This window comes from Frigoribacterium sp. CFBP9029, from assembly GCF_034045305.1.
GTDB lineage: Bacteria > Actinomycetota > Actinomycetes > Actinomycetales > Microbacteriaceae > Frigoribacterium.
On the sequence record NZ_JAXCWB010000002.1, the window covers coordinates 428,022 to 454,573 of the forward strand.

At 71.9% G+C, this 26,552-nt stretch carries 22 protein-coding genes; 6 read left to right on the forward strand and 16 right to left on the reverse strand.

The features are described 5' to 3' along the window. Positions 1-60 precede the first annotated feature (60 nt). The 7 genes from SOM11_RS04470 to SOM11_RS04500 are packed head-to-tail and all read right to left on the reverse strand — an operon-like array spanning position 61 to position 8,493. On the reverse strand, positions 61-708 hold the full coding sequence (locus tag SOM11_RS04470) for a TetR/AcrR family transcriptional regulator (protein WP_320477353.1): 648 nt from the start codon (positions 706-708) through the stop codon (positions 61-63). Continuing rightward, the gene (locus SOM11_RS04475) at positions 708-2,774 is read right to left on the reverse strand and encodes a CocE/NonD family hydrolase (protein ID WP_320477296.1); all 2,067 of its coding nucleotides are present in this window, start codon (positions 2,772-2,774) and stop codon (positions 708-710) included. The genes SOM11_RS04470 and SOM11_RS04475 overlap by 1 nt, the downstream gene beginning before the upstream one ends. Further along, entirely contained in the window at positions 2,771-2,989 is a 219-nt protein-coding gene (locus SOM11_RS04480; protein WP_320477297.1) for a hypothetical protein, read from the reverse strand. The genes SOM11_RS04475 and SOM11_RS04480 overlap by 4 nt, the downstream gene beginning before the upstream one ends. Then, on the reverse strand, positions 2,986-4,863 hold the full coding sequence (locus SOM11_RS04485; protein ID WP_320477298.1) for an ABC transporter ATP-binding protein: 1,878 nt from the start codon (positions 4,861-4,863) through the stop codon (positions 2,986-2,988). Before SOM11_RS04485 ends, SOM11_RS04480 begins: the two co-directional genes overlap by 4 nt. Continuing rightward, positions 4,860-5,804 (reverse strand): ABC transporter permease, encoded by a 945-nt coding sequence (locus SOM11_RS04490; protein ID WP_320477299.1) that lies wholly within the window; start codon positions 5,802-5,804, stop codon positions 4,860-4,862. Before SOM11_RS04490 ends, SOM11_RS04485 begins: the two co-directional genes overlap by 4 nt. Beyond that, on the reverse strand, positions 5,801-6,871 hold the full coding sequence (locus SOM11_RS04495) for an ABC transporter permease (RefSeq protein ID WP_320477300.1): 1,071 nt from the start codon (positions 6,869-6,871) through the stop codon (positions 5,801-5,803). Before SOM11_RS04495 ends, SOM11_RS04490 begins: the two co-directional genes overlap by 4 nt. After that, positions 6,868-8,493: an ABC transporter substrate-binding protein gene (locus SOM11_RS04500; RefSeq protein ID WP_192060527.1), complete on the reverse strand. Its 1,626-nt coding sequence runs from the start codon at positions 8,491-8,493 to the stop codon at positions 6,868-6,870. The genes SOM11_RS04495 and SOM11_RS04500 overlap by 4 nt, the downstream gene beginning before the upstream one ends. Before the next feature lie 314 nt (positions 8,494-8,807). Between SOM11_RS04500 and SOM11_RS04505 the strand changes: the two genes are divergently transcribed. Continuing rightward, positions 8,808-9,578, forward strand: a complete 771-nt coding sequence (locus SOM11_RS04505) for an inositol monophosphatase family protein (protein WP_320477301.1) — start codon at positions 8,808-8,810, stop codon at positions 9,576-9,578. A 277-nt stretch (positions 9,579-9,855) separates the two neighbouring features. Here SOM11_RS04505 and SOM11_RS04510 read toward each other — a convergent pair whose 3' ends face one another. The 7 genes from SOM11_RS04510 to SOM11_RS04540 all read right to left on the reverse strand — a co-directional run bounded on the left by SOM11_RS04510 (position 9,856) and on the right by SOM11_RS04540 (position 20,476). Then, positions 9,856-11,973: a beta-galactosidase gene (locus tag SOM11_RS04510; RefSeq protein WP_320477302.1), complete on the reverse strand. Its 2,118-nt coding sequence runs from the start codon at positions 11,971-11,973 to the stop codon at positions 9,856-9,858. Continuing rightward, positions 11,960-12,865 (reverse strand): ABC transporter ATP-binding protein, encoded by a 906-nt coding sequence (locus SOM11_RS04515; protein ID WP_320477303.1) that lies wholly within the window; start codon positions 12,863-12,865, stop codon positions 11,960-11,962. The genes SOM11_RS04510 and SOM11_RS04515 overlap by 14 nt, the downstream gene beginning before the upstream one ends. Continuing rightward, complete coding sequence (locus SOM11_RS04520; protein ID WP_320477304.1) at positions 12,862-13,818, reverse strand: ABC transporter ATP-binding protein; 957 nt, start codon at positions 13,816-13,818, stop codon at positions 12,862-12,864. Before SOM11_RS04520 ends, SOM11_RS04515 begins: the two co-directional genes overlap by 4 nt. Then, entirely contained in the window at positions 13,815-14,795 is a 981-nt protein-coding gene (locus SOM11_RS04525) for an ABC transporter permease (protein ID WP_192060531.1), read from the reverse strand. Before SOM11_RS04525 ends, SOM11_RS04520 begins: the two co-directional genes overlap by 4 nt. Before the next feature lie 103 nt (positions 14,796-14,898). Continuing rightward, positions 14,899-15,888 (reverse strand): ABC transporter permease, encoded by a 990-nt coding sequence (locus SOM11_RS04530; RefSeq protein ID WP_192060532.1) that lies wholly within the window; start codon positions 15,886-15,888, stop codon positions 14,899-14,901. Positions 15,889-15,953: 65 nt separating this feature from the next. After that, positions 15,954-17,657, reverse strand: a complete 1,704-nt coding sequence (locus tag SOM11_RS04535; RefSeq protein ID WP_320477305.1) for an ABC transporter substrate-binding protein — start codon at positions 17,655-17,657, stop codon at positions 15,954-15,956. 287 nt (positions 17,658-17,944) lie between these two features. Then, complete coding sequence (locus SOM11_RS04540) at positions 17,945-20,476, reverse strand: glycoside hydrolase family 2 protein (protein ID WP_320477306.1); 2,532 nt, start codon at positions 20,474-20,476, stop codon at positions 17,945-17,947. A 107-nt stretch (positions 20,477-20,583) separates the two neighbouring features. Here SOM11_RS04540 and SOM11_RS04545 point away from each other — a divergent pair, with 107 nt between their 5' ends. After that, positions 20,584-21,849 carry an ROK family transcriptional regulator gene (locus SOM11_RS04545; RefSeq protein ID WP_320477307.1) on the forward strand — a complete coding sequence of 422 codons (1,266 nt, stop codon included), beginning with the start codon at positions 20,584-20,586 and terminating at the stop codon, positions 21,847-21,849. A gap of 178 nt (positions 21,850-22,027) precedes the next feature. Here the strand turns inward: SOM11_RS04545 and SOM11_RS04550 are convergent, their stop codons facing one another. After that, positions 22,028-22,390, reverse strand: a complete 363-nt coding sequence (locus SOM11_RS04550) for an SdpI family protein (protein WP_320477308.1) — start codon at positions 22,388-22,390, stop codon at positions 22,028-22,030. Between the two features lie 142 nt (positions 22,391-22,532). On the opposite strand from SOM11_RS04550, the gene SOM11_RS04555 reads away from it, so the two are divergent. Further along, positions 22,533-22,814 carry a hypothetical protein gene (locus tag SOM11_RS04555; RefSeq protein ID WP_320477309.1) on the forward strand — a complete coding sequence of 94 codons (282 nt, stop codon included), beginning with the start codon at positions 22,533-22,535 and terminating at the stop codon, positions 22,812-22,814. 186 nt (positions 22,815-23,000) lie between these two features. After that, positions 23,001-23,555, forward strand: coding sequence for a hypothetical protein (locus tag SOM11_RS04560; RefSeq protein WP_320477310.1), 555 nt, complete (start codon positions 23,001-23,003; stop codon positions 23,553-23,555). Between the two features lie 65 nt (positions 23,556-23,620). On the opposite strand, the gene SOM11_RS04565 is transcribed toward SOM11_RS04560, so the two are convergent. Next, positions 23,621-24,355 (reverse strand): helix-turn-helix transcriptional regulator, encoded by a 735-nt coding sequence (locus SOM11_RS04565; protein WP_320477311.1) that lies wholly within the window; start codon positions 24,353-24,355, stop codon positions 23,621-23,623. A gap of 113 nt (positions 24,356-24,468) precedes the next feature. Between SOM11_RS04565 and SOM11_RS04570 the strand changes: the two genes are divergently transcribed. Continuing rightward, complete coding sequence (locus SOM11_RS04570; RefSeq protein WP_320477312.1) at positions 24,469-25,452, forward strand: ABC transporter substrate-binding protein; 984 nt, start codon at positions 24,469-24,471, stop codon at positions 25,450-25,452. Next, positions 25,453-26,475 (forward strand): amino acid ABC transporter permease, encoded by a 1,023-nt coding sequence (locus SOM11_RS04575; protein ID WP_320477313.1) that lies wholly within the window; start codon positions 25,453-25,455, stop codon positions 26,473-26,475. It abuts the gene before it with no gap. Positions 26,476-26,552 lie beyond the last annotated feature (77 nt).

Consider the following 26,552-nt stretch of genomic DNA (forward strand, 5'->3'; position numbering starts at 1 on the left):
CCGCGAGGTGGACGAGACGCCGCGATCACGCCGGCTCTCTTCCGCCTCGCGGTTCGTCGTTCAGGCGCAGCGGGCGCCGGTCTCGTGCTCGACGAACACCCACATCCACTCCAGCGCGAGCTCCGAGGTCAGCCCCGGCGCCTTCTGAGCGAGCTGCGTCGCCACACCGTCGCTGTAGGCCGCGAGCTTGAGCGCCAGCTCCGACGCGTCGCCGACCGCGAGCGACGGGAACACCCCGCCGGCCCCACGACGCAGCGTGCGCGTCAGGCAGGCCTCCCACACGCGGATCCGCTCGACGTATTCCTCGGCCACCGCGGGCTTGCGGGCGACCGCCGTCCAGTAGTCCGACCACAGACGCCAGTGCTCGTCGCTCGCGTCGGTCGCGGCGAACAGGGGCTCGATCAGCATCCGCACCCCGGCGACGGGGTCGGGCTCGGCGTCGACCGCCTCGATGATCGACGAGTAGAACCGCGCCGTCTCGAGCACGACGACCTCGTTGAGGATCTGCGCGACGCTCTCGAAGTGATAGGTGACGGTGCCGACAGACACCCCCGCCTCCCCCGCGATGTCGCGCAGCCGGGTCGCACCGAGCCCCTCGCGGAGGATCACACCGCGCGCCGCTTCGACGATTTGCGCCCGTCGCTCGGCGGGCTTGCGACGCGCCCCGCCGCCGACGGCGCCCGCTGCCGCGACACCCTCCGCCGACATCACGCGGACGTCCGCGGCACGACGTCCTCGAACCGCCGGTCGGCGACGAGCACCGCTTCCGTCGACGGCCCGCCGTCGCGCGCCCACGCCCGCACCGTGTTGACGATCACGAAGTCGTCGTGGGTGGCCGAGACGTGCGACGTCGTCTCGAGCCAGGCCCGCCAGTCGGGCTTCTCGAGTCCGATCGCCCAGCGCGACTCCGCCGAGGCCGACATCGGGTCGCCGTCGACGATGCGATAGGTCTCGCGGCTGTCTTCGGTGAAGACGAGCCCGTCGGGGTACTCGCGTCCGCCGCCGTAGCCGGGGTCGACGTCGAGCACCCACTCGCCGGTGCCGACGTCGTGCGTCACGCTGCGCTGCGGCAGATCCGACGCGGGCGGCAGGGCCCGCACGGCGAGCGGCGTCGCGCGGGTCGGCTCGTCGAAGCGCACCCCGTCGTCGCCCGCCCGCGTCCACACCGGCAGCGTCACGGCGCTGCGCTGGGGGTCGATGGTGAGCGTGGCCTCGTCGGAGTGCGGCCAGATCCACGGCCAGTAGGCCGACGACACGGCGATCCGGAGGCGGTGGCCGGCCGGGAAGGAGTGCCCGGTCGAGACCAGCGGGACGCGCACGGTCTGCTCGACCCGCACCTCCATCGGGTCGTCGCGGTGCCGGCCGTTCCGCTTGTTAAGGTTGAGGACTCCGCGGGTGACGAGCGTCGAGCTGCCGTCGGGCGCGACGTCGCAGAGGCGCACGATGACGTTCGCGTCGGGCCGGTCGCTCATGATCGCGAGGTCGACGACGACGCTGCCGAGCACGTCCAGCGGCGCACCGGCCCCGCCGGCCCCGTCCGCAGACGCCCCCACGTCGAGGTCGAAGCACACCGACCGGCCGTCCTCCGCGCGCTGGTCGGGCGGCAGGTCGGTGGCGTTGCCGAACGGGAAGAACCGCCCGGCGTCGAGCCCGGTGCTCTGCGGCGAGCGCACGACGACGGGTCCGTGCTCGCCGCCGGTCAGGAGCTCGAGCGGCTCGACGCGGGCCCGGGTGGCGATGGACGGCCAGCCTTCGGCGCCGACCCAGCGTCCGGTCCGCTCGGCGTAGTACGTCGCGGGCGGCTCGGAGTCGTTGATCCAGGCGCGCAGGGCCGGCTCGTCGTCGACGCCGTTCGGCTCGTCGAGCAACCAGCGGTCCCACCAGCGCAGGGTCTCCTGCAAGAATCCGATGCCCGGGCCGGGGGCGAGCCCGCGGTCGGGGTACTGGTGCGACCAGGGCCCGATGATGCCCTTGACCGGTGCGTCGAGCTCGGAGACGAGGCGCAGCACGGCGTCGCGGTACGGGTCGGCCCAGCCGCCGACGGCGAGGACGGCCGCCGTGATCGACGAGTAGTCCTCGCAGACGCTGCCGTGCCGCCAGTAGTCGTCGCGCTCCTGGTGCGAGAGCCAGACCGGGGTCATGGGGCGGTTGTGCTCGAGGCGCTCGCGCCAGCGGGCGACCCAGTCGGCTCCGACGACCTCGGGGCGCGGCGGGCGGGAGTTGAACGCGAACATGGTGCCGCCCCATGCGGCCATGTCGATGCCGAGCACGGCGCCGCCCATGTAGTGCACGTCGTTGTCGTAGCGGTCGTCGGTCGAGCAGACGGTGACGATCGCCTTGAGCGCGGCCGGGGCGCGGCCGGCGAGCTGCAGGGCGTTGAACCCGCCCCACGAGATGCCGAATGCGCCGACCGCCCCCGTCGACCAGGGCTGCGCGGCGAGCCACTCGATCAGGGCGATGCCGTCGGCGAGCTCCTGCTCGGAGTACTCGTCGTCGAACAGCCCGTCGCTCGAGCCCGTGCCGCGGATGTCGACGCGCACCGACGCGTACCCACGGGCGGCGTACCAGGGGTGCCGTTCGCTGTCGCGCGGAGCCGTCCAGTCGTCGAGCCGGTACGGCAGGTACTCGAGCAGCACGGGCACCGGGTGCTCGACGCGCGGGGCCCAGATGCGCGCGTGCAGTCGCGTCCCGTCGGGCAGCGGCACCCACTCGTCGCGCACGTCGATCTCGTGCAGGAGGCGCGGGTCGCCGAGGAGGCGCTGGTCGCCGCTCACAGACCGGTCCCGTCGGACGGCCGCCCGCCCTCGCGGGTCTGCTCGCGGCGGCTCGCGCTGCGCTCGAGGTGAGCCTCCGTCGCGAGGCCGGCCTGCGCCTCCTCGTCCAGGGCCCTGTCGTACGAGCTGCGCTCGTGCGAGGCGCGCTCGTGCGAGGCCCGCTCGTGCGAGGTCTCGTCGCGCAGGCGGTCGTCGTTCGGGTGGGTGATGCTCACTGTGCCTCCCAGTTCTTGACGTGGTGCCCGCCGCCGTGGTCGGTCCAGCCGTCGGCGTCGCGCCAGAGGGCGCGGCCGTCGCCGACCCCGGGCAGCTCGGTGGTGCCGGGGTCGAGGGTGGCGTCGAGCAGGGTGCGGGTGTAGGGGTGGTTGGGGCCGCCGAAGACGCGGTCGGCCGGGCCGACCTCGACGATGCGTCCGCCGGTCATCACGGCGACGCGGTCGGCGACCCCGCGCACGACGGCGAGGTCGTGGCTGATGAAGAGGCAGCTGAGCCCCTTCTCGTCGCGGAGTCGCGTCAGCAGCTCGAGCACGCCGGCCTGCACGCGCACGTCGAGGGCGGTCGTGATCTCGTCGGCGATGATCAGCTCGGGGCCCGCGGCGAGCGCCCGGGCGATGCCGACGCGCTGACGCTGGCCGCCCGAGAGCTGGGCCGGCAGGCGGGTGGCGAAGTCGGGCGTGAGACCGACCTCGACGAGCAGCTCGGCGACGCGGTCGGGCGAGCTGCTGCCGGTGAACAGCTTGAGCGGGCGGGCGATCGCGGCGCCGACGGTGCGGCGGGGGTTCAGCGAGGTGTCGGCGTTCTGGAAGATCAGCTGCACGGCGCGTCGCAGATCGGCGCTCCGTCGGCCGACGGGCTGGGTGAGGTCGCCCTCCAGGCCGGCTGCTCCGCGGAAGGCGAAGGCGCCCGACTCGGCGGGGATCAGCCCGGCCATCGCGGTGGCGAGCGTCGACTTGCCGCTGCCGGACTCCCCCACGACGGCGAGCGTCTCGCGGCGGCCGATCTCGAGCGACACCCCGTCGACCGCGGCGGGCAGACCGCGCCCGTACCGCACGACGAGGTCGCGCGCGGCGACGACGGGCTCGGTGCTGCCGACACGAGGCGCAGCCTGCGCACCGGGATCGCCGGCGGACTCCTCGCCCCGCGCGACGGCGAGCACCTGCGCGGCCCGCACGTGGGCGGCGTGCGCGATGCCCGACAGCGTCCCGCGGAGCGACCGGGCGTCTCGTCCCGATTCGCCCGCCCGGTCACCGTCGCCGAGGTGCACGCGCGGGATGCTCGCGAGCAGCTCGCGCGTGTACTCGTGCTGCGGGTCGGCGAACAGCTCGGCCGTGGGCCGGTGCTCGACGATCACGCCGTCGCGCATGACGGCGATCTCGTCGGCCATGCTCGACACGACGCCGAGGTCGTGGCTGACGAGCAGGATCGCCATGTCGAGCTCGACCGCCAGATCGCGGATCAGCTCGAGCACGGCCGACTGCGTCACGACGTCGAGCGCGGTGGTCGGCTCGTCGAGCACGAGCAGCTGCGGCCGCGCGGCGACGGCCATCGCGATGGCGATGCGCTGCTGCTGCCCGCCCGAGAGCTGATGGGGGTAGCGGCGCACGATCGTCTCGGGGTCGGGCAGGCGCACGTGCCGCACGAGCTCGAGCACGCGGTCGTGCCCGCCGGGCAGCCCGTGGCTCTCGAGCGCCTCGCGCAGCTGCCGCCCGACGCGCATCGACGGGGTGAGGGCCTGACCGGCGTTCTGGGCGACGAGGGCCGCGGTGCCGCCCCGGAGCGCGCGTCGCGCCCGCTCGTCGAGAGCGAAGACGTCGTCGCCGGCCACGCGGACGCTGCCGCCGACGATCCGCGACCCCCGCCGGAGGTGCGCCAGCAGAGTGCGGGCGACGGTCGACTTCCCGCTGCCGCTCTCTCCGACGAGTCCGAGAGCGCGACCGGCGGCGATCTCGAAGCCGACGCCGCGCACGACGGGCACCTCGCGGCGCCCCGCGGCGTACGAGATCGAGAGGTCGTCGACGACCACGACGGGGGCGGAGGCGGTGTCGGCGACGGGCGCCGCGCCTCCCGGGTTCGGGCTGGTGATGGTCATGAGGTGGCGCCCTTCTGCGCGCGGTCGACGCCGAGCGTCTTGCTCAGTCCGTCGGCGCTGAGGTTGAGGCCGATCACGAGGGTGGCGAGGGCGACGACGGGGGCGAGCGTCCCCATCGGCACGACGGTGAGGGCGGTGCGGTTCTCCTGCACCATCAGCCCCCAGTCGGGAGTCGGCGGGTTGGCGCCGAACCCCAGGAACGACAGGGTCGAGATGAGCAGCACGATCCACGACGCGCGCATCGCGAACTCGACCAGCACGACGTCGAGCACGTTCGGCAGGATCTCGCGGAACACGATGCTCAGCGACCCCTCGCCGCGCGCCCGGGCGGCGGTGACGTAGTCCTGGGTGATGACGGTGCGGGCGGCGCCGCGCACGACGCGGGTCACGGCCGGCGCGTACACGACGGTGACGGCGAGCACGATGACCCAGAGCCCCGAGTCGAGCACGGTCACGACGACCAGCAGCGCGAGGATCGACGGCACGCTGAGCAGCGCGTCGACGATGCGCATGACGACCTCGTCGAACCAGTTGTCGGCGTACGCCGTGATGCAGCCGAGCACCGTGCCGATGCTCACCGCGATCGTCGTCGCCAGGAACGTCACGAGCAGCGCGTACTGCCCGCCGTGCAGGGTGCGCGAGAGGATGTCGCGGCCGTACTGGTCGGTGCCGAGCCAGTGCGACCAGCTCGAACCGGCGAGAGCCGCGGTCGAGTCGGTCGCGACGGGGTCGTGCCCGGCGATCAGCGGGGCGAGCAGGGCCAGCGCGATGTGCAGCGCGATGAGCCCCAGACCGATGCCGAGAGCCGAGGAGGCGCTGATGCTGCTGCTGAGACCGGTCGCGAGACCGCGCAGTCGCGCCCCGACCGTCTTCGGGGCGTCGGGTCGACCGGTCGAGGCGACCCGCGCCTCCTCGGTTCCGTTCGTCGTCGTCGTGCTCATGAGCGGGCCTTCCGTCGGGTGCGGAGTCGGGGGTCGAGCGCGAGGGCGATGAGATCGGCCGCGAGGTTGCAGACGACGTAGACCAGGGCGCTGACGACCGCGATCGCCTGGATCGTGGGCAGATCGCGGTTGAACACCGACTCGAGCATGAGCTTGCCCATGCCCGGGTAGTTGAAGACGTTCTCGACGACGACCACGCCGCCGAGCAGCCAGGCGACGTTCAGCGCGACGACGTTCAGGGTCGGCAGCAGCGCGCTCGGCACGGCGTGACGCCAGACGACCTGACGCGTCGAGAGGCCCTTCAGCTCGGCGGTGGTGACGAACTCGGACGCCATGACGTCGATCGTCGACGACCGCGCGGTCCGCACGATGTACGCGGCCATCGCGAGGGTCAGCACGATCGCGGGCAGCCAGACGCTCGGCAGCAGCTCGACGACGGTGGCGCTGTCGCCGCGCAGCACGACCGCGGGGAAGATCGGGATCGCCACGGCGAAGAGCAGCACGAGGATGGTCGCGACCATGAACTCGGGCACGCTCATCACGATCAGGCTGATCAGCGAGATCGCGTGATCGCTCGGACGGCCGCGACGCACCCCGGCGACGACGCCGAGGGTGAGCGAGATCGTGACGCCGACGAGCATCGCGGGCACGGCGATCAGCATGCTGTTGCGGAACGCGATCAGCAGATCGGGGCCGACCGGCGCGCCGCTGACGAGCGAGACGCCGAAGTCGCCGTGACTCGCGCCGAGCAGCCACTCGCCGTAGCGGGCCCAGACGTTCTGGTCGAGGCCGAGCGTGTCGCGCAGGGCGGCGACGGCCTCGGGGGTGGCGTCCTGGCCGAGCAGCTGCTGCGCGACGTCGCCGGGCAGCGCCTGCACGGCGAAGAACACGAGGAACGAGGCGAGCAGCACCGTGAGCAGCGCGGTGCCGACGCGACGCAGCACGAGCAGCAGGGTGCTGAGGGCCGGGCTGCCGGTACGTGACGGGCGCGGGGTCGTGGGCGCGCCTCCTCGGCTCGTGAGATCGGCCTCGACGGCGGATCCGGTCGGGGTGTCGGTGGGGCTCATGCGCGCAGTCCGATCTGGAGGTAGTCGAACTCGAAGCCGTACTCGCGGTAGTTGACGACGTCGCGACCGATGCCGACGAGGCGGTCGCCGAACATCGGCGTCATGTCGGCGCTGTCCTCGACGATCAGGCGCTGGGCGTCCTGGTAGAGGGTGGCGCGACGGCTGTCGTCCATCTCGGCGCGGGCGTCGTCGAGCAGGGCGTCGAAGGTCGGGTTCGACCAGGCGCTCTCGTTGTACGACGAGCCGGTGCGGAAGATCTGGTTCAGCAGCTGGTCGATCGGGCGGCCGGTGAACCAGTAGCTGACCATCAGCGGCTTCTGCATCCAGATCTGCGTGTAGTACGAGTCGGCGCTGGCGTTCTTGACGACGAGGTCGATGCCCGCCTGCTTCACCTGGTCGCGGTAGGCGACGGCCATCGGCGTGAAGACCGACTCGTAGCTCGAGGTGTGGATGTCGGTGCGGAAGCCCTCGCGGCCGGCCTTCTTCAGCAGGGCGCGGGCCTTCTCGGGGTCGTACTCGCGCTGCTCGTCGAGCCAGACGGCCTGGGTGGGAGGCACGGGGTTGTCCCAGCCCGCGGTGCCGGTCCCCTGCAGGGCCGTGTCGACGATCGCCTGCGGGTCGTAGGCGAGCTTCATCGCCTGGCGCACCAGCGGATCGCTGAACTCGGCGCTCGTGAACAGCATCGGGATCGTGTACCACTGCGCGTTCGCCGAGCGGGCGACCGTGGCGGTGCTCGACGCGCTGACGACCTGCGCGGTCGCGAAGTCGAGGTTCGTCTGCGAGATGAGGTCGATCTGACCGGCGAGCAGCGCGTTGACGCGGGCCGTCGTGTCCTGGATCGAGTAGAAGTCGATGCCGTCGAGGGCCGGGCGGCCGGCGAAGTGGTCGTCGTACGCCTCGATGCTGCCGGTGCCCGCGGGCTCGAACCCGCTGAGGCGGAACGGGCCCGTGCCGATGCCGGTGGTGCCGATCGTGGGGCCGTTGGCCGGGTCGGCGCTGCCCTCGGGGATGATGTAGCACTGGTACGCCGTCAGCAGCGAGGGGAACTCGGCGTTCGGCGTGAGCAGCTCGATGCGGAGGGTGAGCGGGTCGGGGGCGCTCATGCTGCCGGGGCCGATCATGGCGGCGAGCACCTCGCCCTGCGGCGACGCGGTCTCGGGGTCGAGGATGTGCTCGATCGAGTAGATCGCGTCGGCGGCGGTGAAGCGGCGGCCGTCGTGGAACCGCACGCCGCTGCGCAGGCGGAACGTCCAGGTGACGCCGTCGGGTGTGGCCGACCACTCCTCGGCGAGGTCGGGCACGGTGACGCCCTGCTCGTCGAGCTTGACGAGGCGGTTGTAGAGGGCGCCGAGGTACTCGTAGGCCGAGAGGGAGCTCGCGGAGTCGAGGGTCTCGGCGGCGGAGGCCGCGGGGCGCGCGATGCGGAGGCGACCGCCGCGCTGCGCGGTGCCGGTGGCGGCGGCCTCGGGGATGGTCGGGTCGCTGCGGGCGGGGGCGCAGCCGGCGAGGGTGAAGAGGCCGGCGAGGCTCGCGAGCCCGGCGGCGCCGGCGAGGACGGTGCGGCGGCTCGGACCTCGGGATTCTGCGCCCGGGCGCGGGTGTTCGGGGACGATCGGTGTCATACGGGTATGGCCTTCCGGTTTATCGTTCGGGTGAACGATAAGGCAGTCGCGGCGTATCCACGATTCGAGGGCCGAGGCTTAACGCACTCGTTACGTCGCGGCGCCGTGCGGTCGGCCCTGCGTCGAAGTGACCTGAAGCGGGCCTTGCGGCGCCCCCGGGCCCCCTTTAGCGTCACCTCGACGCGGGGCGCGCGGCCCCTCGCGGCGTCGCGCGGCGGGGCGTGCGTCGAGGTGACGCAAACGGCCGCCTGCGGAGGCCGCAGGCGCCCTTTCGCGTCACCTCGACGCGCCGCACCGGCCCCTAGGGTGGAGCGATGAACGACGTCGAGCTCGCCGAGCACCTCGTCCGCCGAGCGGCGGACCTCGCCATCCGGATGCGCGACGAGGGCGTCGCGTCCGAGCGCAAGACCTCGAACGCCGACCTGGTCAGCGCGGCGGATCGCGCCGCCGAGGAGCTGATCGGCGAGACCCTGGCGCGCGAGCGGCCCGACGACGGGCTGATCGGCGAGGAGGGCGCGGCGTCCGAGTCGCGCTACGGTCGCGCCTGGGTCGCGGACCCGATCGACGGCACGTTCAACTTCCTGTCCGGTCTGGCGTCGTGGTGCAGCGCGGTCGCCCTCGAGGTCGACGGCGTGCTCGCGGTCGGCGCCGTGCACCGCCCTGCGCTCGACGAGACCTGGGTGGCCGACGTCGACGGAACGCGCCTGAACGGTCGACGTGTCGCACCGATGGTCGATCGACCCCTCGCGGAGTGCGGCGTGGCCACGTTCGTGAAGTCGGGGGATCTCGGTGACGAGAGGTCCGTGGCGGTGATGGCGCGCCTCCTCGGCTCGTCGGCGACCGTGCGGGTCAGCGGTTCGGGCACCTGCGATCTGGCCGACGTGGCAGCCGGGCGGATCGGGCTGTGGGTGCAGGCCGACTGCGACGACTGGGACTGGCTGCCCGGGCGCGCCCTCGTCGAGGGAGCGGCTGGCAGCACCGAGATCGTCGAGCATCTCGGTCGCCGCTGGCACCTCGCCGGTTCGGCCCGGGCCGTCGCCGAGGCCGTCGAGGCTGTGCTCTCCGCGGAGCTCGCGACCGGCTGACGCCCCTGATCGGCGGCCCCGAGGAGGCGCGGCTCGCGTCACCTCGCGGGCGGCCCTGCATCGAAGTGACGCGTCGAGGGGCCTTCGCGGTCCGGAGGGCCCCTTTCGCGTCACCTCGACGCGGGGCTTGCGGCCCCTTGCGGCGTCGCGCGGCGGGCCGTGCGTCGAGGTGACGCAAAGGGCGGCCTCCGGGGGCCGGAGGCGCCTTTTCGCGTCACCTCGATGCGCCGCACCGGCCCCGAGGAGGCGCGGCTCGGCTGGTCGCGCGGGGCGGGCGCTACTCCTCGCGGACGACCGCCACGCCCCCGGCGGGCACGACGCCGCGCCTCTCCCACGCGGTCCCGGTCAGCAGGTCGACCCCGGTCGCCTCGACCCAGCCCTCGACGACGCCGTGATTGATCGCGAACAGCCACGACGACTCCCCCGCGGCGCGCCGGACGACCTCGACACCGGCCGAGGCGACGGCCGCCGGCCGCACCCCGCTCTCGTCGAGCAGCCGCTCGAGCAGCTCCCCCAGCCCCTCGGGCTCGAGGTCCGAGGCGAGGTACCAGGCCGCTCCCGCTCCCACGGGTCGGCGGGACACCGCGAGCCCGCCGTCGACTCCGTCGGCGACGACGCCCGAGTCCGCGGCCACCCGGTACGACGCGACGACCTCGGTCCCCGCGTCGACCGGCGAGACGACCTCGGCCCAGCGCCGAGCGCGCCAGCCGGTCGAGAGCTCGATTGTCTGCTCGTCGGTCAACGGCGAGAACTCCTCGCCCCGCACGCCGAGGAGCTCACGGAAGGCACCCGGGTAGCCGCCCGTCCGCACCGTGTTGCTCACGTCGACGATGCCCGAGAACCAGGTGACGAGCACGGTGCCGCCCGCCTCGGCGAAGCGTCGCACCGCGTCGGCGTCGGCGTCCGACACGAGGAACAGCCCCGGCACGACGACCAGGTCGTAGGCCTCGAGCGGATGCCAGGCCGGCACGACGTCGACCGTCACGCCGCGCTCGAACAGTGCGGTGTGGATCGCCCGCGCCGTCGCCGCGTAATCGGGCCGGTTGATCGGCTTCAGACCGCTCTTCAGCGCCCACCCGGCCTCGTCGTCGTGCAGCAGCGCGACCCTGACGCCGACGACGACGCTCCCCCGCACCTCGCGCAGCGCCTCGAGATGCCGCCCCAGGCGCGTGATCTCGGCGAACCGACGCGACGACGGACCGGCGTGCGGCAGCATCGCGGAGTGGAACTGCTCGGTGCCCGACCTCGACGCCCGCCACTGGAAGAACATCACGCTGTCCGACCCGCGCCCCAGGTGCGCGATCGCGTGCCGGATCATCTCGCCCGGCGCCTTCGGCTGGTTGATCGGGTGCCAGCTCGCCGCCCCCGCCGCGTGCTCCATGAGCATCCACGGGCCGCCGCCCGAGATCCCGCGCATGCGGTCCCCGCTGAAGGCGAGCTCCTCGTGCCGCAGCGGATCGGGGCCGTAGGTGTAGTGGTCGTTCGCGGCGATGTCGACCTCGGGCGCCGAGCGCGCGTAGTCGACGACGTCGGGCCCCAGCCCGACCATGAAGTTCGTCGTCACCGGCAGCTCGGGCGTCAGGCGCTTCAGCACCGCCTTCTCGGCCCGGTAGCACTCGAGCAGCGCGTCGGACGAGAACCGCTCGTAGTCGAGCAGCTGCCCGGGGTTGTGGGCCGTGACGCCGCTCGGCGTCGTGACCTCGTCGAACGACGAGTAGCTGTTGCCCCAGAACGCCATGCCCCAGGCGGTGTTGAGCGCGTCGACCGACCCGTGGCGCGCCTCCACCCAGCGGCGGAACGCCTCGTTCGACACCGGGCAGTGGCAGCGGGCGTTGCCGCCGCCGAGCTCGTTGCCGACGTGCCACATCCGCACGGCGGGGTGCCCGGCGACGTGCTCGGCGAGCGCCTCGACGATGCGCAGCGCGAAGCGGCGGAACGTCGGCGACGACGGGCAGAAGCCGAGGCGGCCGCCGGGGGCCAGCGGGTGGCCGAGCTCGTCGTGCGGCAGGATCTCGGGGTGCAGCCGGTGCAGCCACATGGGCACGGCGGCCGTCGGGGTGGCGAGGTCGACCGCGATGCCGTTCTCATGCAGCAGGTCGAGCATCCGGTCGATCCAGGTGAAGTCGAACACGCCCTCGCGGGGCTCGTGCACCACCCACGAGAAGACACCGAGCGTGACGAGGGTGACCCCCGCCTCGCGCATCAGCCGCATGTCGTCGAGCACGACCTCCCACGGCCACTGCTCGGGGCTGTAGTCGCCGCCGAACGAGAGCCCGTCCGTCGGCCAGGCGAGGCGCGCCGCAGCACCGCGCCCGCCCCCGGCCCCCGCGCCGGCCCCCGCGCCGGCTCCAGCCCCGGCACCGGCACCGCCCCCGCGCCCGTCAGACCCGCGCACGCGCCCCGCCCTTCTCGCGCGCCGTCTCCCACGCGCCCGTGTAGTGGTCGAAGCACACCGAGTTGTCGAGGGAGGCGCGGTCGGGGGCGGCCTCGTCCGAGACGATCTTGCCGACGCGCTCGGGGTCGGGCGCCGCGAGTGCGAGCAGCTTCGTGTAGTCGTGGTGAGGGTCGAGGATGACGGCGTCGGCGGGCCCGCGCTCGACGACGCGACCGCGGTAGAGCACGAGGATCTCGTCGGAGAAGTGCCGGGCGGTCGCCAGGTCGTGGGTGATGTACAGCACCGCGAGGTTGTCCTCCCGCTGCAGTCGGCCCATCAGGTTCAGCACGCCGAGGCGGATCGACACGTCGAGCATCGAGACGGGCTCGTCGGCGATCAGCACCTGCGCGCCCGGCGCGAGGGCCCGCGCGATGGCGACGCGCTGTCGCTGCCCGCCCGACAGCTCGTGCGGTCTCCGGGCCGCGATGTCCGCGGCCGGTCTCAGATTCACGCGCTCGAGCATCTCGAGCACCCGCTCGTGCGTCTGCGCGGCACCCCGGGTGCGCCGGTGGATCTTGAGCGGCCGGGCGACGTGGTGCTCGATCGAGTGGAACGGGTTCAGCGAGGCGAACGGGTCCTGGAAGACCATCTGCACGTGCCGTCGGTACAGCGACCCCATGACGGGCGTGCCGTCGTCGAGCTGCACGTCGATGGTGCCCGAGGTGGGCTTCTCGAGCTTCGCGAGCATCCGGGCGATGGTCGACTTGCCCGAGCCCGACTCGCCGACGAGCGCGACGGTGCGACCCGGCAGCAGGTCGAACGAGACGTGGTCGACGGCCCGGAAGGCCTTCCGCGACAGCCCTGAGCCGACCGCGAAGTCCTTGGTCAGGTCGGTGATCTGGATGCTCGTCATCGGGGCCCCTCCTCGAGGTCGTCCGGCGTGGGCAGCACGACGGAGCGGGTGTCGGTGTCGACGGGCGAGCCCTCGTCGACGCCGGTGCGGATGAACGCCCCGCGCGACCCGCTGAGGCTCGGGAACGAGCTGAGCAGCCGGCGCGTGTACGGGTGCTGCGCGTCGGTGTAGATCCGCTGCGCCGTCGACAGCTCGACGATCTCGCCCTGCAGCATCACGGCGATCCGGTCGCTGATCTCGAGCAGCAGCGGCAGGTCGTGCGTGATGAAGATCACGGCGAAGTCGAGCTCGTCGCGCAGGCGGACGATCTCGCGCAGGATGTCGCGCTGCACGACCACGTCGAGCGCCGTGGTGGGCTCGTCCATGATCATGATCTGCGGCTCGAGCAGCATCGCCATGGCGATCATGACGCGCTGCCGCATGCCGCCCGACAGCTCGTGCGGGTACGACGACAGGCGCACGGGGTCGACCCCGACGCGGGTCAGCACCTCGGCCGCCCGCTCGCGGCGCTCCTTCTTCGACATGCCGCGACGATGCGTGATCAGGACGTCCTCCAGCTGGGTCCGCACCGTCGTCACGGGGTTCAGGGCGTTCATCGCGCCCTGGAACACCATCGACAGCTTCGACCAGCGGAACGCCCGCAGCTCCTCCGACTCGAGGGCGAGCAGGTCGACGTCGGTGCCGTCGCGGTCGTGGAAGGTCACCGACCCCGTCGCGATGCGCGCCGGCGGCCGGTGCAGCCGGTTGATCGCGTAGGCGAGGGTCGTCTTGCCGCAGCCCGACTCGCCCGCGAGCCCGAGGATCTCCCCCGGTCCGAGGGTGAGGCTGGCCGACTTCACGGCGGTGACCGGGTTCTCGACCTCGTAGACGACGGTGAGGTCGTCGATGGTGAGCACGGCGTCGCGGCGGGTGCGCGTGCGCGACGCGACCGGCGCCTCCTGGGTGGGGGTCATCGTGCTGCCTTCCGGGCCCGACGCGCCTGCTTGCGGTGCAGTCGGACGTTCTTGAGCTTGGGGTTGATGATCTCGTCGATCGAGAAGTTGATCAGCGAGAGGCCGGTGCCGAACAGGGCGATGATCAGACCGGGAGGGCCGAACCACCACCAGGCGCCGAGCGGCAGAGCGAAACCGTTCTGGGCGTAGAACAGCATCGTGCCGAGGGTCGACGAGTTCGACGCCCCGAGCCCGAGGAACGACAGCCCCGCCTCGCCGAGGATCGCGGCGATCACCGCGAAGACGAACTGCGATGCGAGCACCGGCAGCAGGTTCGGCAGGATCTCCACCGTGATGACCCGCCACGGCCGCTCGCCCGCCACCCGCGACGCGGCCACGTAGTCGCGCGACCGGATCGACAGGGTCTGCGCCCGCAGCACGCGGGACGACGCGGCCCAGCCGGTGATGGCGAGCACGACGCCGATCGTCCACAGCCCGCGCTGCTCCTGCGGTACGAAGCCCGAGATCACGATGACGAGCGGCAGACCGGGGATCACCAGGAACACGTTCGAGAACAGCGAGAACGCCTCGTCGGTGAACCCGCCGATGTACGCGCCGAGGATCCCGAAGAACGCCGACAGCGCCGTCGCGAGCACGCCCACGATCAGCCCGATCTGCAGCGAGCCCCTGGTCGCCCAGGCCAGCTGTGCGAAGACGTCCTGCCCGGTCTGGGTGGTGCCGAGGAGGTGCTGGGCCGACGGTCCCGTCAGTCCGATGTCGCGGATGGCCGCCGGGTCGCCGACGAAGAACGGGCCCACGACGCCGAACAGCACGATCACGCCGATCAGGGCGAGGCCGGTGGCGAGCCACGGCGTCATGGTCGGCAGCATGAGCCGCCAGGGCGAGCGGGGCGGCTTGCCGCTGTCGGCGGACGCCGACGCGAGCTCGGCGGTCGGATCCGCGACCGCGGCCTCCGTGAGGGGCGCGACGTTCGTCATGAGTCATCTCCGAGATCGGCCTGCAGGAGGCGCGGTGTCTGTGTCCGGGAGCGGCCCACCCCGGTGGGTCGCGCCTCCTGGGCTCCGGTCCGTGCGCCGCGCATCAGCTGCGGGCCCGGGTGCGGGGGTCGATGATCCCGTAGAACAGGTCGACCACGAGGTTGGCGCCGAGCACGGCCAGCGTGATGAACAGGAAGATGCCCTGCATCAGCGCGTAGTCGTTGTTCGTCACGGCCGAGAGGAGCTTTCCGCCGATGCCCGGGTACGAGAACACCTGCTCGGTGACGATCGACCCCGAGACGACGAAGCCGAGCGAGATCGCGAACCCGGCGACGCTCGGCAGCACCGCGTTGCGGGCCGCGTAGCCGCGCAGGATGCGCCCCTGGCTGAGTCCCTTGGCCTGCGCCGTGAGGATGTAGTCCTCCGAGAGGGTCGACACCATCATGTTCCGCATGCCGAGCAGCCAGCCGCCGAGCGACGCGATGACGATCGTGAGAGCCGGCAGGAAGCCGTACTCGATCGCTGACGAGATGAACGCCCAGTCCCAGCCCGGGTCGAGGACGACGTCGTAGCCGCCCTGCGAGGGGAACAGCCGCATCGACGTGGCGAGCACGTAGACGAGGATGAGCGCGAGCCAGAAGTACGGCACGGCCGCGAGCAGCGTCGTCGCCGGCACGAGCGAGTCGAGCCAGGTGCCCGGCTTCCAGCCGACGAAGGCGCCGAGGAGGACGCCGAGGGCGGCGCCGATCACGGTGGCGATGCCGACGAGCATGATCGTCCACGGCAGGGACCCCGCGATGACCTCGCTGACCGGTGCCGGGAAGTAGCTCACCGAGACCCCGAGGTCGCCGCGGAGGATGTTGATCAGGTAGTTCCAGTACTGCACGGGCAGCGGCTCGGACGAGTCGCCGCCGAGGAGGAGCGTGTAGGCCTCCCGGGTGTCCGCCGTCACCACGCCGCCACGCTGCTGCAGCTTGGCCAGCAGGATGTCGACGGGGTTGCCCGGCAGCAGGCGCGGGATCATGAAGTTCAGGGTCAACGCCGCCCACAGCGCGATGGCGTAGAAGCCCAGCTTCCTGACGAAGTAGTTCACGAACCCTCACCCGGCCTCGACGTCGTCTCGGGGGCCGCCGTCTCCTCCTCGGTCACGACGATCGCCTACTCGCCCGTGGGCTTCAGGTTCTTGAAGACCTGAGCGTTGTCGGGCGAGGCCCAGATCGCGGGGAACGCGTACAGGTCGTCCATCGTGGGCCAGCCGCTGAACTTCGACGAGTGGAACTCGCTCGTCGTGCCGCCGGTCATGACGGGGATGTAGGGCATGTCCTCGACGATCGCCGCCTGGATGACGTCGAACTGCGCCTGACGGGCCGCGGTGTCGGCCGGGTCGACGGCCTTCAGCTCGGCGAGCGCGGCGTCGACGGCGGGGTCGCTGAAGCGCGCCATGTTCGTCGGGGCGGCCTCGCCGACCTCGGCCGTGTAGGCCGTGTTGAAGTACTGGTCGTAGAGGTAGAACGGGTCGGACGCGGGGCCCTGGCCGAGCGAGTCGATCGCGAGCTGGTAGTTGCCCTTGCTCTTCTTGTCGGTCCACTCGTTCCACGACGACTGCGAGGCGGTGAGCTCGATGCCGGCGGCCTTCAGCTGCTGACCCATGGTGTCGATGGCGGTGATGTAGTCGGTCCAGCCGGTGACGACCTCGACCGTGAGCTTCAGCGGCTCGCCGTCCTTCGCGTACACGCCGTCTCCGCCCTTGGTGTAGCCGGCCTCCTCGAGCAGCTCGCCGCTCTTGTCGAGGTCGGGGGCCGAGGGTGCGACGGGCTCGGCGACGTCGGCCGAGATGAGGTCCTCCTGCGTCGAGGTGAGCGCGAACGTCGGCGAGATCTCGCTGGCGGTGTTCTGGAACGCGAGCGAGTTCACCTGGTCGCGGTTCAGCGCGTAGTAGATGGCCTGACGGACGGCCGGGTCGGTCTGCGGGCCCTCGCAGCCGAGCTCGACGCTCGAGCAGGTGAGCAGGGCGACCTGGTTCTGCGGGATGGTGACGGCGTCGTAGCCGGGGTAGTTCTCGGAGACGTTCTCCATGTCGGGCACGGGGCCGGTCTGCCAGTCGATGGTGCCGGCGGCGAGCGCGTCGGCGCCGGCCGTGTTGCCCGACAGCGACAGGTAGCGGACCTTCTTCACCTCGGGCTCGCCGCCCCAGTACTCGGGGTTCGAGGCGAGCGTGAACGCCTGCGCCTTGAAGTCGTCGAGCGTGAACGCGCCGGTGCCGACGGGCTCGGCCATGACGTCGGTGGTGGGGTCGATGCCCGACCAGAGGTGCTCGGGCACGATCGGCGTGCGGCCGAGCAGGGTGGGGCCGGCGACGAACGCGGGCTTGCTCCAGGTGAAGACGACGTGGGTGTCGTCGGTCGCCGTGACGGTGCCGTCGAAGCCGCTGGTGTTCAGCGACGGGGTGTCGAGCAGCATCTGGAAGGTGAAGGCGACGTCGTCGGCGGTGAAGGGCTCGCCGTCGCTCCAGGTGGCGTCGTCGCGGAGGGTGACGGCCAGCTCGGTGCCGGCCTCGTTCCAGGCGTACTCGGTGCCGAGCAGGGGCTCGTAGGCCTCGGTGTTGACGTTCGTGACGAAGAACAGCGACTCGTAGATCGCGCCGATGCCGCCGATGCTCGAGGGCGAGTACGGGTTGAAGTTGATCTGGTAGTCGCCGGCCTGACCGGTGTAGACGACCAGGGTGTCGGAGGGGGTGGAGCTCGAGTTGGAGCCGCCGGCGGAGCAGCCGGTGAGGACGAGCGCGAGGGAGGCGGCGGCCGCGGCCCCCAGGACCCATCGGGGGCGGACGGGCCGGTGGCCGGTCGAAGCACGGAGGAACATCGTCGATCCTTTCGCTGCACCGCCGCGGGCTGCCCGGGGCGGTGCTGACATCGTTGTCACAGGGCGTCGTCGCCCCGATGGCCCATTGTTACCCCACTAAATAAAGCTCGTCAAGTTTCTCGTGCGTCCTGTGCTTCGGCGGGTTCCCGTCATCGGCGGCGGGTCAGCGCTGACCCGCCACGGATGACGGGAACCCGCCGCACCCCCGCGCGGAACTCCTCCGCGCGAAACCCCTCCGGGCACGCCGGAGGGCCGCGCGGCACGCGCCGCGCGGCCCTTCGCTCGCCTCAGAGCGCCGCGACCCCCATGAGCGCCCCGGCATGCCGCACGACGTCGTCGGCCGCGAAGCGCTCCGGCTCGACCCCGCCGGCCCCCGACACCCGGAACACCGCGCTCTCCCCCGCGAGCAGCGTCACCAGGCCCCGGTCGACCGCGGCCCGGGGTGCGGCCCGGTCGACGAGCAGCGTGACGTCGCGGGCGTACGCCGACGCCGTCACGGTGACGAGCACGTCGCCGTCCGACTCCTCCGAGCGCACGGCCGACGCCGTGACCGCCCCCGGATCCAGTCGCTGCCCCACGACCTCGGCGGCGTTCCAGACGGCGCGCCCGGCCCCGAACCCGTCGAGGTCGACGACGAGCACCTCGGTGGCCGGGTCGAGGCCGGCGACCAGTTCGGCCGGCAGCAGCGTCGTCGACGCGCCCCGCGCATCCACGGCCACCGGCACGTCGACGGCCACCCGCCCAGCACCAGCGCCAGTACCCGCACCGGCACCGGCACCAGCACCCGAGTCGCGCTCGAGCGGCACCACCCGCACGCGCGCCACCCCCAGCCACTCGGCGGCCGTGTCGTTCAGCAGCACCAGCGACAGGCCGGAGGCGCGGGGCTGGATCGTCGCCAGCCGCGGTTCGTAGGCGGCCCGCAGCGCGAACCAGAGCGGCTTGCGGTGCTCGTCGAAGTCGACGGCGGCCCACGAGACGACGGGCCAGTCGTCGTTCAGCTGCCAGACGATGGTGCCGGTGTTGAGCGGCGCCAGCGACCGGAAGTGCTCGACGCCGAACCGGATGGCCGCCGCCTGGTTCAGCTGCGTCGCCCAGTGCCACTCGTCGATGGTGGTCGGCGTCGACAGGTGCCCCCGCAGCCCGCGTTCGAGCTTGAGGTTGCCGTCTTCGGCCTTCTGGTGCACCAGCATCTCGTGGCCGTAGGGCTCCATCGGCTCGTCGTGCACGACCGCGGCGAGCGTCGACCAGGCGGGCGGCCCCTGGAACCCGAACTCCGAGACGAAGCGAGCCGGGTACTCGGCGTAGGCGGTGTAGTCGCGGTCGTTCCAGACGTCCCAGATGTGCATGGTGCCGTGCCGGTGGTCGTTCGGGTGCAGGTAGTCGCCGAACGAGTACGGGCTGCCGGGCGAGTACGGGCGGGTGCCGTCGAGCTCGGCGACGAGGCGCGGCAGCAGGGTGCGGTAGTACCCGTCGCCCCAGGTGCGCCCGGCCAGCGCGGCACGCCAGCCCCATTCGACGAAGCCCCAGATGTTCTCGTTGTTGCCGTTCCAGATCGCCAGCGACGCGTGGCGGCTCAGCCGCGTGATCGCCTCGCGCGCCTCCGCCTCGACCTCGCCCGCCAGCCAGTCCTCCTCGGCGTATGCGGCGCAGGCGAACAGGAAGTCCTGCCAGACGAGCACCCCGGCCTCGTCGCAGGCGTCGTAGAAGTCGTGCGACTCGTAGATGCCGCCGCCCCACACGCGCAGCAGGTTCATGTTCGCGTCGACGGCGTCGGCGACCCGGCGACGGTACCGGGCGGCGTCCATCTCGGTGAGGAACGCGTGGTCGGGGATCCAGTTCGCCCCGCGGATCTGCACGACCTCGCCGTTGACCGACACCGTGAACGGCGTGCCGTGGGCGTCGGGTGCGGTGTCGAGGGTCACCGTGCGGAAGCCGACCCGCGCCTCCCACGGCTCGTCGGGCGAGGTGCTCAGCGTGACGCTGACGGGGTAGAGCGGCTGGGCGCCGTGACCGCGCGGCCACCAGAGCTCGGCGTCGGGCACGACCAGTCGAAGCCGCGCCGAGGCCTCCCCCGCCGTCACGGCCGAGGAGGCGCGGTGCCCGTCGACCACGACGGTCACCTCGGTCGACCCCCCGCCCGCACCCTCGCCGCCCGCCCACTCGAGCTCGACGTGCGCGTCGAGCACGCCGCCCTCGTCGGTGACGTCGACGAGCGGCCTGACCGACGCGATCCGCACCCCCGACCAGCTGTCGAGGCCGATCGGCTTCCAGATGCCGCTGGTCGCGACGTCGACGCCCCAATCCCAGCCGAAGTTGCTGGCGGACTTCCGCAGCATGTTGAAAGGGTGGTGGTTGACGTGCGGGAGGGCGCCGTGCCGCTCGACCCGCGCCTCCACCTCGGTGACGGGGGCGGCGAACGTGATGGTGAGGCGGTTCGCCCCGGCGACCAGCGCCTCCTTCACGTCGAAGCGGTAGCTGCGGTGCTGGTTCTCGGTCTCGGCGACGAGCACCCCGTTGAGCTCGACGCGGGCGACGGTGTCGAGGCCCTCGGCGACGAGATCGTGGCGGTCGGAGCCGTCGTCGCTCCAGTCGAAGACCGTCGAGTAGCGCCAGACGGTGCTGCCGATCCACTGCTGGGCGGCCTCGGCGTCGCCGTCGAACGGGTCGGTGATGAGACCGGCGGCGAGCAGGTCGGTGTGGGCGCAGCCAGGGACGGTCGCGGGGATCGTCGCCCCGACGAGCCGGGCGGCCGCGGCGTCGGGGACGGGACCGGAGACGGCCTCGAGGGTCCAGCCGTCGTGGAGGGGTGAGAAGACCATGGGTGCCCTTGCTAGGAGAGATTCGGACGTCGGTGTCGCGCGCTCGCACTTTGTCAATCGACTTTATTAAGCCGTGCAGAGCCTACGATATCGCCAGGAGGTACGACATGGTCAACCCGCGTCCGCTGTTGGCGGTGCCCACGAGCCGAGCGCTCGCGTTCGACCTGATCCGCTCGCAGGGGCCGATCAGTCGAGTCGAGCTCGCCGAGTCCACCGGCCTCACTCAGGCGACCATGTCGAACGTGGTGCGCCAGCTGCTGCTCGACGGACTCGTCGTCGAGTCGGGGCGTCGCGAGTCGACCGGCGGCAAGCCCCGTGTGCTGCTGACCATCGACCCACGAGCACGGTATGCCCTCGGGGTGCAGCTCGGGGCGGACTTCGTGACGGTGGTGTTGACGGATCTCGGCGGCGCCCTCGTGGGGAGGAGCCGCGTCGCCGGCGTCTGGGGGCAGTCGCCCGAGTCGGCCGTCGCGTGGATCGCCTCGACGGTCTCGGCCTTCCTGGAATCGATCGGCGTCGAGGCCGACCGGGTGACCGGTCTCGGCCTCGTGACGCCCGGGCCGATCGATCTGACGACGGGCAGCATCCTCGGGGCGCCGCCGTTCGAGGAGTGGGCGGGTTTCCCGCTGCGCGAGGCGACGGCCGAGGCGACGGGTTTCGCGGTGATCCTCGACAACGACGCGACGGCTGCGGCGATCGGCGAGTTCTGGGGCGGTGCCGTCGGCGACAGCGCCGCGCACTGCACCGTGTACTTCGGGGCGGGGATCGGCGCCGGGATCGTGCTCGACGGGGCGATCTACCGGGGGGCGAGCTCGAACGCCGGCGAGCTCGGGCAGATGCGGTACCGGGGGCCGGGGCCGGTGGCGCACCGGGTGTCGGCGGAGCAGCTCGCCGGGCCGGTGAGCGTGGCGCTCGGGGCGCGGGCGGCGGTGGCGGCGGGGCGGGCGACGAGTCTGGTGCTGACCGACAACGAGGATCCCTTCGCCGACTTCACGCTGGTCGCCGAGGCGGCGGTCGAGGGCGATGCGCTGGCGGTCGAGCTGATCACCGAGTCGGCGGACCACCTGGCGAACGCGGTCGTGTCGATGGCGAACCTGCTCGATCTCGACTCGGTGGTGCTCGCCGGGCCGTCGCTGACGACCGCGGGGCCGCTCTATCTCGAGGTGGTGCGGCAGCGGATCGCCGACGACTTCTTCGCCAAGGGGCGACACCGGGTGAGGGTCGAGCTGTCGGCCTACGTCGCCGATGCGGCTGCTGTAGGAGGCGCGGCGCTGGTCCTGCAGAGAGAGGTCGGGGCGCGTCGTGGGCCGGGTGGTGCGGGCGCGGGTGCTGGTGCTGGTGCTGCGGGTGCTGCGCCGGTGTCGCCGGTCTGACCCGCGCCTCCTCGGTGCTCCGGGGGAATTCCGCTCCAGTGGTCAGAAGATGTCCTTCATCGGCGCGAGAAGGACCACTTCCGACCACCGAAGCCCCACGCCAGTCTCAGGGTGGGCAGAAGACGCCCTTCGTCGGCACGCGAAGAGCATCTTCTGACCAACGACGTCGCGCGCGGGTTCAGTCCGACGCCAGCGCCGACGCCGAGACCGCGGTCGCAGCCTGGTCCGCCCGCCACGCCCCGACGAGCGTGCCGAGCAGCAGGCAGACGATGCTCACGATGATCCACAGCGCTTCGACGCCTTCGCGCAACGGCACCGCCACGGGGACGAACGCGGCTCCCACGGCGAGCGCGCAGCCGATCGCGACGGGCACGAGGGCGGCGCGGTGCCCGGCGCGCCAGGTCTCGGGCGACTCCATCACGTGGCGGAACCGGATGCCGGCGAGCTGGTTCACGCCGAGGCGTCCACGGGCGGCGGCGAGCGTGGTGCCGAAGACGACGGCGCACCCGGCGAGGACGATGAACGGCACGACGAGGGGCATCCCTCCACGCTAGGTCACGGTCGGCGCGCCCGCATCCGTCGAGTGTCGTCCACGGGGTGACCCTGGTGACCCGCGCCTCCTCGGTGGGCACCCCCACAAGGAGGCGCGGCGCCGGTCTCACCTGCGCCCCTAGTGTGGAGGAATGATCAAGTCCGAGAAGACCCTGCTCGTGTACGCCATCGTCGGGCTGGTGTTCGGCGCCGTGCTGCTCGTCTTCGGGCAGCCGATGGGCTGGCTGCTGCTGGTCGGCGGTCTCGGACAGTTCGGCTTCATCTTCTACCTGAAGCGCAAGCGGCAGGAGGCCGAGGCGGCGAACGTCGCGCCCGCCTCCTCCATCGCACCCGCGGCTCCGGTCGCGCAGACCGCGGCAGCCGACGCCGGGACGGACGCCACGGACTCCCCCGACGCCTCGACCCCGCGCTGACCGGAGTCGCATTCGAGCTATTACGCATGCAGACGTAAGAGCGAATCCGCGAAGCCCCACCTGTCGCCGGCCACCGCACCCGCCCCTCCTGCTCGCTCGGAGGTCGGCCGTGTTCCGTCCCTGAGGACGACCTCACTGCACCCTGCGGACGACGCCCCCGCCGCCGGTTCTGCCTAGCGTCGAACCATGGCCCTCACCCACGCTCTCGCAGCCGCCGCCAGCACGCCCGCCCGGGCCGAGCCGCAGCGCCGCCGCTCGACGCTGCTGTCGCTGCTCCCCTGGACGACGGCCTGGGGAGGCGCGGCCGCGTTCTGCCTCATCCCCATCGGCTTCGTCCTGTTCTCGGTGGTCGTGGAGCAGTCGGCAGAGGGGCTCGCCGCCCTCGCGATGGTCTTCCCCGTGATGCTCGGCGGGGCGGTGGCCCTCTGGTTCTACGGCCTCGTCGCCGGCATGCTCGCCGGCCTCCCCGACTGGCTGCTGCGCCGCCGCCCCCGCCTGCGGCCGCTCGGCGCAGCACTCGCCGTCGTCATCCTCACCGTGCTGGTCGCGGCACCCTGGGTCGTCGCGAACGTCCGGTTCCTCGACCTGCCGCTGATGGCGCCGACGACCCTGACGTCGACCGCGATCATCGCCGGAGCGACCGCACTGGCCACGCTGGTGGTCGTCCTGCTGCACGGCAGGCGCCAGCGCCGCCTCGAGCGCGACTCGACTGGTCAGAAGATGTCCTTGCAGCAGCCCTGAAGAGCAGTTTCTGACCACTCGAGAGCGGCACCACCGCGAACACCGATCCCGCCACCGCGCAGCGATCACCCCGAGGTCCGCACCTGCCGCACGTACCGGTACACCGTCGGCTCCGACACGCGCAGCGCCACGGCCACCTGCGCTACGGCCCCCTTCAGCAGGAACACCCCCGCCCGCTCGATCTCGCGCACGGTCGCGATCTTCTCCTCGGGCGTCATGCGCTGCGGGTCGACTCCCCGTGCCGCCACGATGCGCGCGACCCCGTCGAGCGCGAGCTCGTCGACGTTCATGCTCAGCCGCTCGGCGACCAGGGCGGGCGATTGACCGGCGTCGCCCGCGCCTCCTCGGCTGGCGCCCTTGACCAGCCCGGTGGTCGCCGTGATCGCCTCGAGCAGATCGCGCGCCCGGGTCAGCGGCTCGTCGTCGATGTTGACGCAGAGCATGCCGACGACCTCACCGTCGACGTCGCGGATGAAGAACGTCGACGAGCGGAACGTGCCGCCCGTCCGCGACTCGGCCAGGTAGTTGGCGAGGAAGTCGCGGTCGTCGTGCTCGTGGTTCTGCAGCACCTTGAGCACGAGGTCGGTCGCCGGCCCGCCGACGCTGCGCCCGCTGACGTGACCGTTCGTCAGCGCGACGATCGACCGGCTGAGGTCGCTCGTGTCGTGCAGCACGACCTCGGTGCGCGGTCCGAGCAGCTCGGCCAGGAACCCCATCAGCGGCAGGTAGGGCCCGAACTCGGCCCGGAGCTCGCGGCTGCGGTCGACCTCGGTCGCCCTCGCACCGTCGTGACTAGTCATGCCCCCAGGCTACCGACGCACGACTGAATCCTCGCACTGTGATAATTTCTTCTCACGCAGCCGGTGACCCGGCCAGCTCGCGATGACCGACGACGTTCACGAAAGGCTCGACCATGACACGACCCCGCACCCGCTCCGCCCTCTGGGGCACCGTCGCGACCGGTGCCGTGCTCGCGCTGAGCCTCACAGCCTGCGGCGGACCGAGCGCCCCGCAACCCGGCGACGCCGGCGACGGCAGCGGCAGCAGCGGCAGCGGCAGCGCCTCGTCCACCATCCCCGACACGAGCGCCCTGCTCGACGCCGTCGAGGTCGACGACGCCCTCGCCTCGCAGGTCCCCTCCGACATCGCCGACGCGGGCACCCTGAACGTCGGCTCGAACGTGCAGTCGGCCCCGAACAACTTCTTCGCCGAAGACGGTTCGACGGTGATCGGCTCCGACCACGACCTGATCACCGCGGTCGGCAAGAAGCTCGGTCTCGAGGTCGAGTACCAGAACCAGGACTTCGGCTCGCTGATCACCAGCCTGCAGTCGGGTCGCGTCGACGTGACCATCGCGGCGATGAACGACACGGCCGAGCGGCAGGAGGCGATCGACTTCGTCGACTACCTCACCTCGGGCATCACGCTGATGGTGCAGAAGGGCAACCCGGCCGAGATCACCGGCCCCGACACACTGTGCGGCAAGTCGATCGCCGTCGTCACCGGCACGAGCCAGCAGGAGTTCGCCGAGGCGACCAGCACGCAGTGCGAGTCCGACGGCGACGAGCCCCTCGAGATCACCGTGACCGACAGCGACAGCCAGAACCAGACCCAGCTGCGCACCGGTCGCATCGACGCGATCGTCAACGACCTGCCGAGCGCGGTCTACATCTCGAAGACCGCGCAGGGCGGCGAGGCCTTCGAGGTCGTGCCCGGCGACGTGATCGACGGCGCCCCCTACGGCATCGGCGTCAACAAGGACGACCCCGAGCTGCGCGACGCCATCGCGGCCGCGCTCGACTCGCTGATCGACGACGGCACCTACGGCGAGGTCCTCGACGCCTGGGGCATCACCTCGGGCAGCGTGACCGAGGCCGTCGTCAACGGCGGCGAGTAGATGGCGACCACACGACCTCCGGGCGGTGACGGGTCCGACGCGACCCGCACCTCCTCGGCTCGGCCCACCCCCGGGAGCGCAGGAGGCGCGGGTCGCGTCGGAACCCTCACCCGCGAGCTGCTCCCCCAGGTCCGTCTGAAGCACTGGGGCCGTTGGATCAGCGCCGTCGTCATCGCGGTGCTGCTGCTGGCGCTCGTCTACGGGGCGTCGCAGGGCGACATCTCGTACCGCGACATCCCGTACTACCTGGTGTCGCCGATCATCCTGCAGGGTCTGGTCGGCACGATCGTGCTGGCCGTGGTCGCGCAGGTGAGCGCGATCGTGATCGGCGTGATCATCGCCCTGATGCGCATCTCGAAGAACCCGGTGGCGCAGGCGTTCGCGGCCGGCTACACCTGGCTGTTCCGCGGGCTGCCGGTGCTGCTGCAGATCCTGCTCTGGTACAACCTGGCGCTGATCTTCCCGCGGCTGCAGCTCGGCGTGCCGTTCACCGACGTGGTGTTCGTCGACGTCAGCACGAACGACATCATGACGACGTTCGTCGCGGCGTTCCTCGGTCTCGCCCTCAACGAGAGCGCCTACATGGCCGAGATCGTGCGGGCCGGGCTGAAGAGCGTCGACCGCGGTCAGATCGAGGCCGCGCAGTCGATCGGTCAGACGCCGATGCAGCGCATGGCCCGCATCGTGCTGCCGCAGGCGATGCGCATCATCATCCCGCCGACGGGCAACGACTTCATCAACATGCTGAAGGGCACGGCGATGGCGTCGGTCATCGGCTACCTCGAGCTGATCAAGGCGGCGAACAACATCGCTTCGTTCAACCTGCAGGTGATGGAGACCCTGATCGCCGCGGCCATCTGGTACATGGTGATCGTCAGCGTCGCGAGCGTCGGGCAGTTCTATCTCGAGCGCGGCTTCGACCGGCAGGATCGCCGCCCCGGCGGCCCGCCGAACGCCCGCGCGCTGCGTCGCAAGATCGCTGCCGACCTCGGCCGCGCACCCCTCGTGAGGAGCACCCCGTGACCGCGACAGAGAGCACACCCGCCGGAGGCGCGGGTCCCGCAGGAGGCGCGGGTCCCGTCGACGACGCCGCCCCCGTC

Bases quoted from the DNA above. Each gene is read 5' to 3' on its own strand.
- SOM11_RS04470 (WP_320477353.1), bottom strand. From the start codon at position 708: ATGTCGGCGGAGGGTGTCGCGGCAGCGGGCGCCGTCGGCGGCGGGGCG.
- SOM11_RS04485 (WP_320477298.1), bottom strand. From the start codon at position 4,863: ATGACCATCACCAGCCCGAACCCGGGAGGCGCGGCGCCCGTCGCCGAC.
- SOM11_RS04490 (WP_320477299.1), bottom strand. From the start codon at position 5,804: ATGAGCACGACGACGACGAACGGAACCGAGGAGGCGCGGGTCGCCTCG.
- SOM11_RS04495 (WP_320477300.1), bottom strand. From the start codon at position 6,871: ATGAGCCCCACCGACACCCCGACCGGATCCGCCGTCGAGGCCGATCTC.
- SOM11_RS04500 (WP_192060527.1), bottom strand. From the start codon at position 8,493: ATGACACCGATCGTCCCCGAACACCCGCGCCCGGGCGCAGAATCCCGA.
- SOM11_RS04505 (WP_320477301.1), top strand. From the start codon at position 8,808: ATGAACGACGTCGAGCTCGCCGAGCACCTCGTCCGCCGAGCGGCGGAC.
- SOM11_RS04515 (WP_320477303.1), bottom strand. From the start codon at position 12,865: ATGACGAGCATCCAGATCACCGACCTGACCAAGGACTTCGCGGTCGGC.
- SOM11_RS04520 (WP_320477304.1), bottom strand. From the start codon at position 13,818: ATGACCCCCACCCAGGAGGCGCCGGTCGCGTCGCGCACGCGCACCCGC.
- SOM11_RS04525 (WP_192060531.1), bottom strand. From the start codon at position 14,795: ATGACGAACGTCGCGCCCCTCACGGAGGCCGCGGTCGCGGATCCGACC.
- SOM11_RS04535 (WP_320477305.1), bottom strand. From the start codon at position 17,657: ATGTTCCTCCGTGCTTCGACCGGCCACCGGCCCGTCCGCCCCCGATGG.
- SOM11_RS04540 (WP_320477306.1), bottom strand. From the start codon at position 20,476: ATGGTCTTCTCACCCCTCCACGACGGCTGGACCCTCGAGGCCGTCTCC.
- SOM11_RS04545 (WP_320477307.1), top strand. From the start codon at position 20,584: ATGGTCAACCCGCGTCCGCTGTTGGCGGTGCCCACGAGCCGAGCGCTC.
- SOM11_RS04550 (WP_320477308.1), bottom strand. From the start codon at position 22,390: ATGCCCCTCGTCGTGCCGTTCATCGTCCTCGCCGGGTGCGCCGTCGTC.
- SOM11_RS04555 (WP_320477309.1), top strand. From the start codon at position 22,533: ATGATCAAGTCCGAGAAGACCCTGCTCGTGTACGCCATCGTCGGGCTG.
- SOM11_RS04560 (WP_320477310.1), top strand. From the start codon at position 23,001: ATGGCCCTCACCCACGCTCTCGCAGCCGCCGCCAGCACGCCCGCCCGG.
- SOM11_RS04565 (WP_320477311.1), bottom strand. From the start codon at position 24,355: ATGACTAGTCACGACGGTGCGAGGGCGACCGAGGTCGACCGCAGCCGC.
- SOM11_RS04570 (WP_320477312.1), top strand. From the start codon at position 24,469: ATGACACGACCCCGCACCCGCTCCGCCCTCTGGGGCACCGTCGCGACC.
- SOM11_RS04575 (WP_320477313.1), top strand. From the start codon at position 25,453: ATGGCGACCACACGACCTCCGGGCGGTGACGGGTCCGACGCGACCCGC.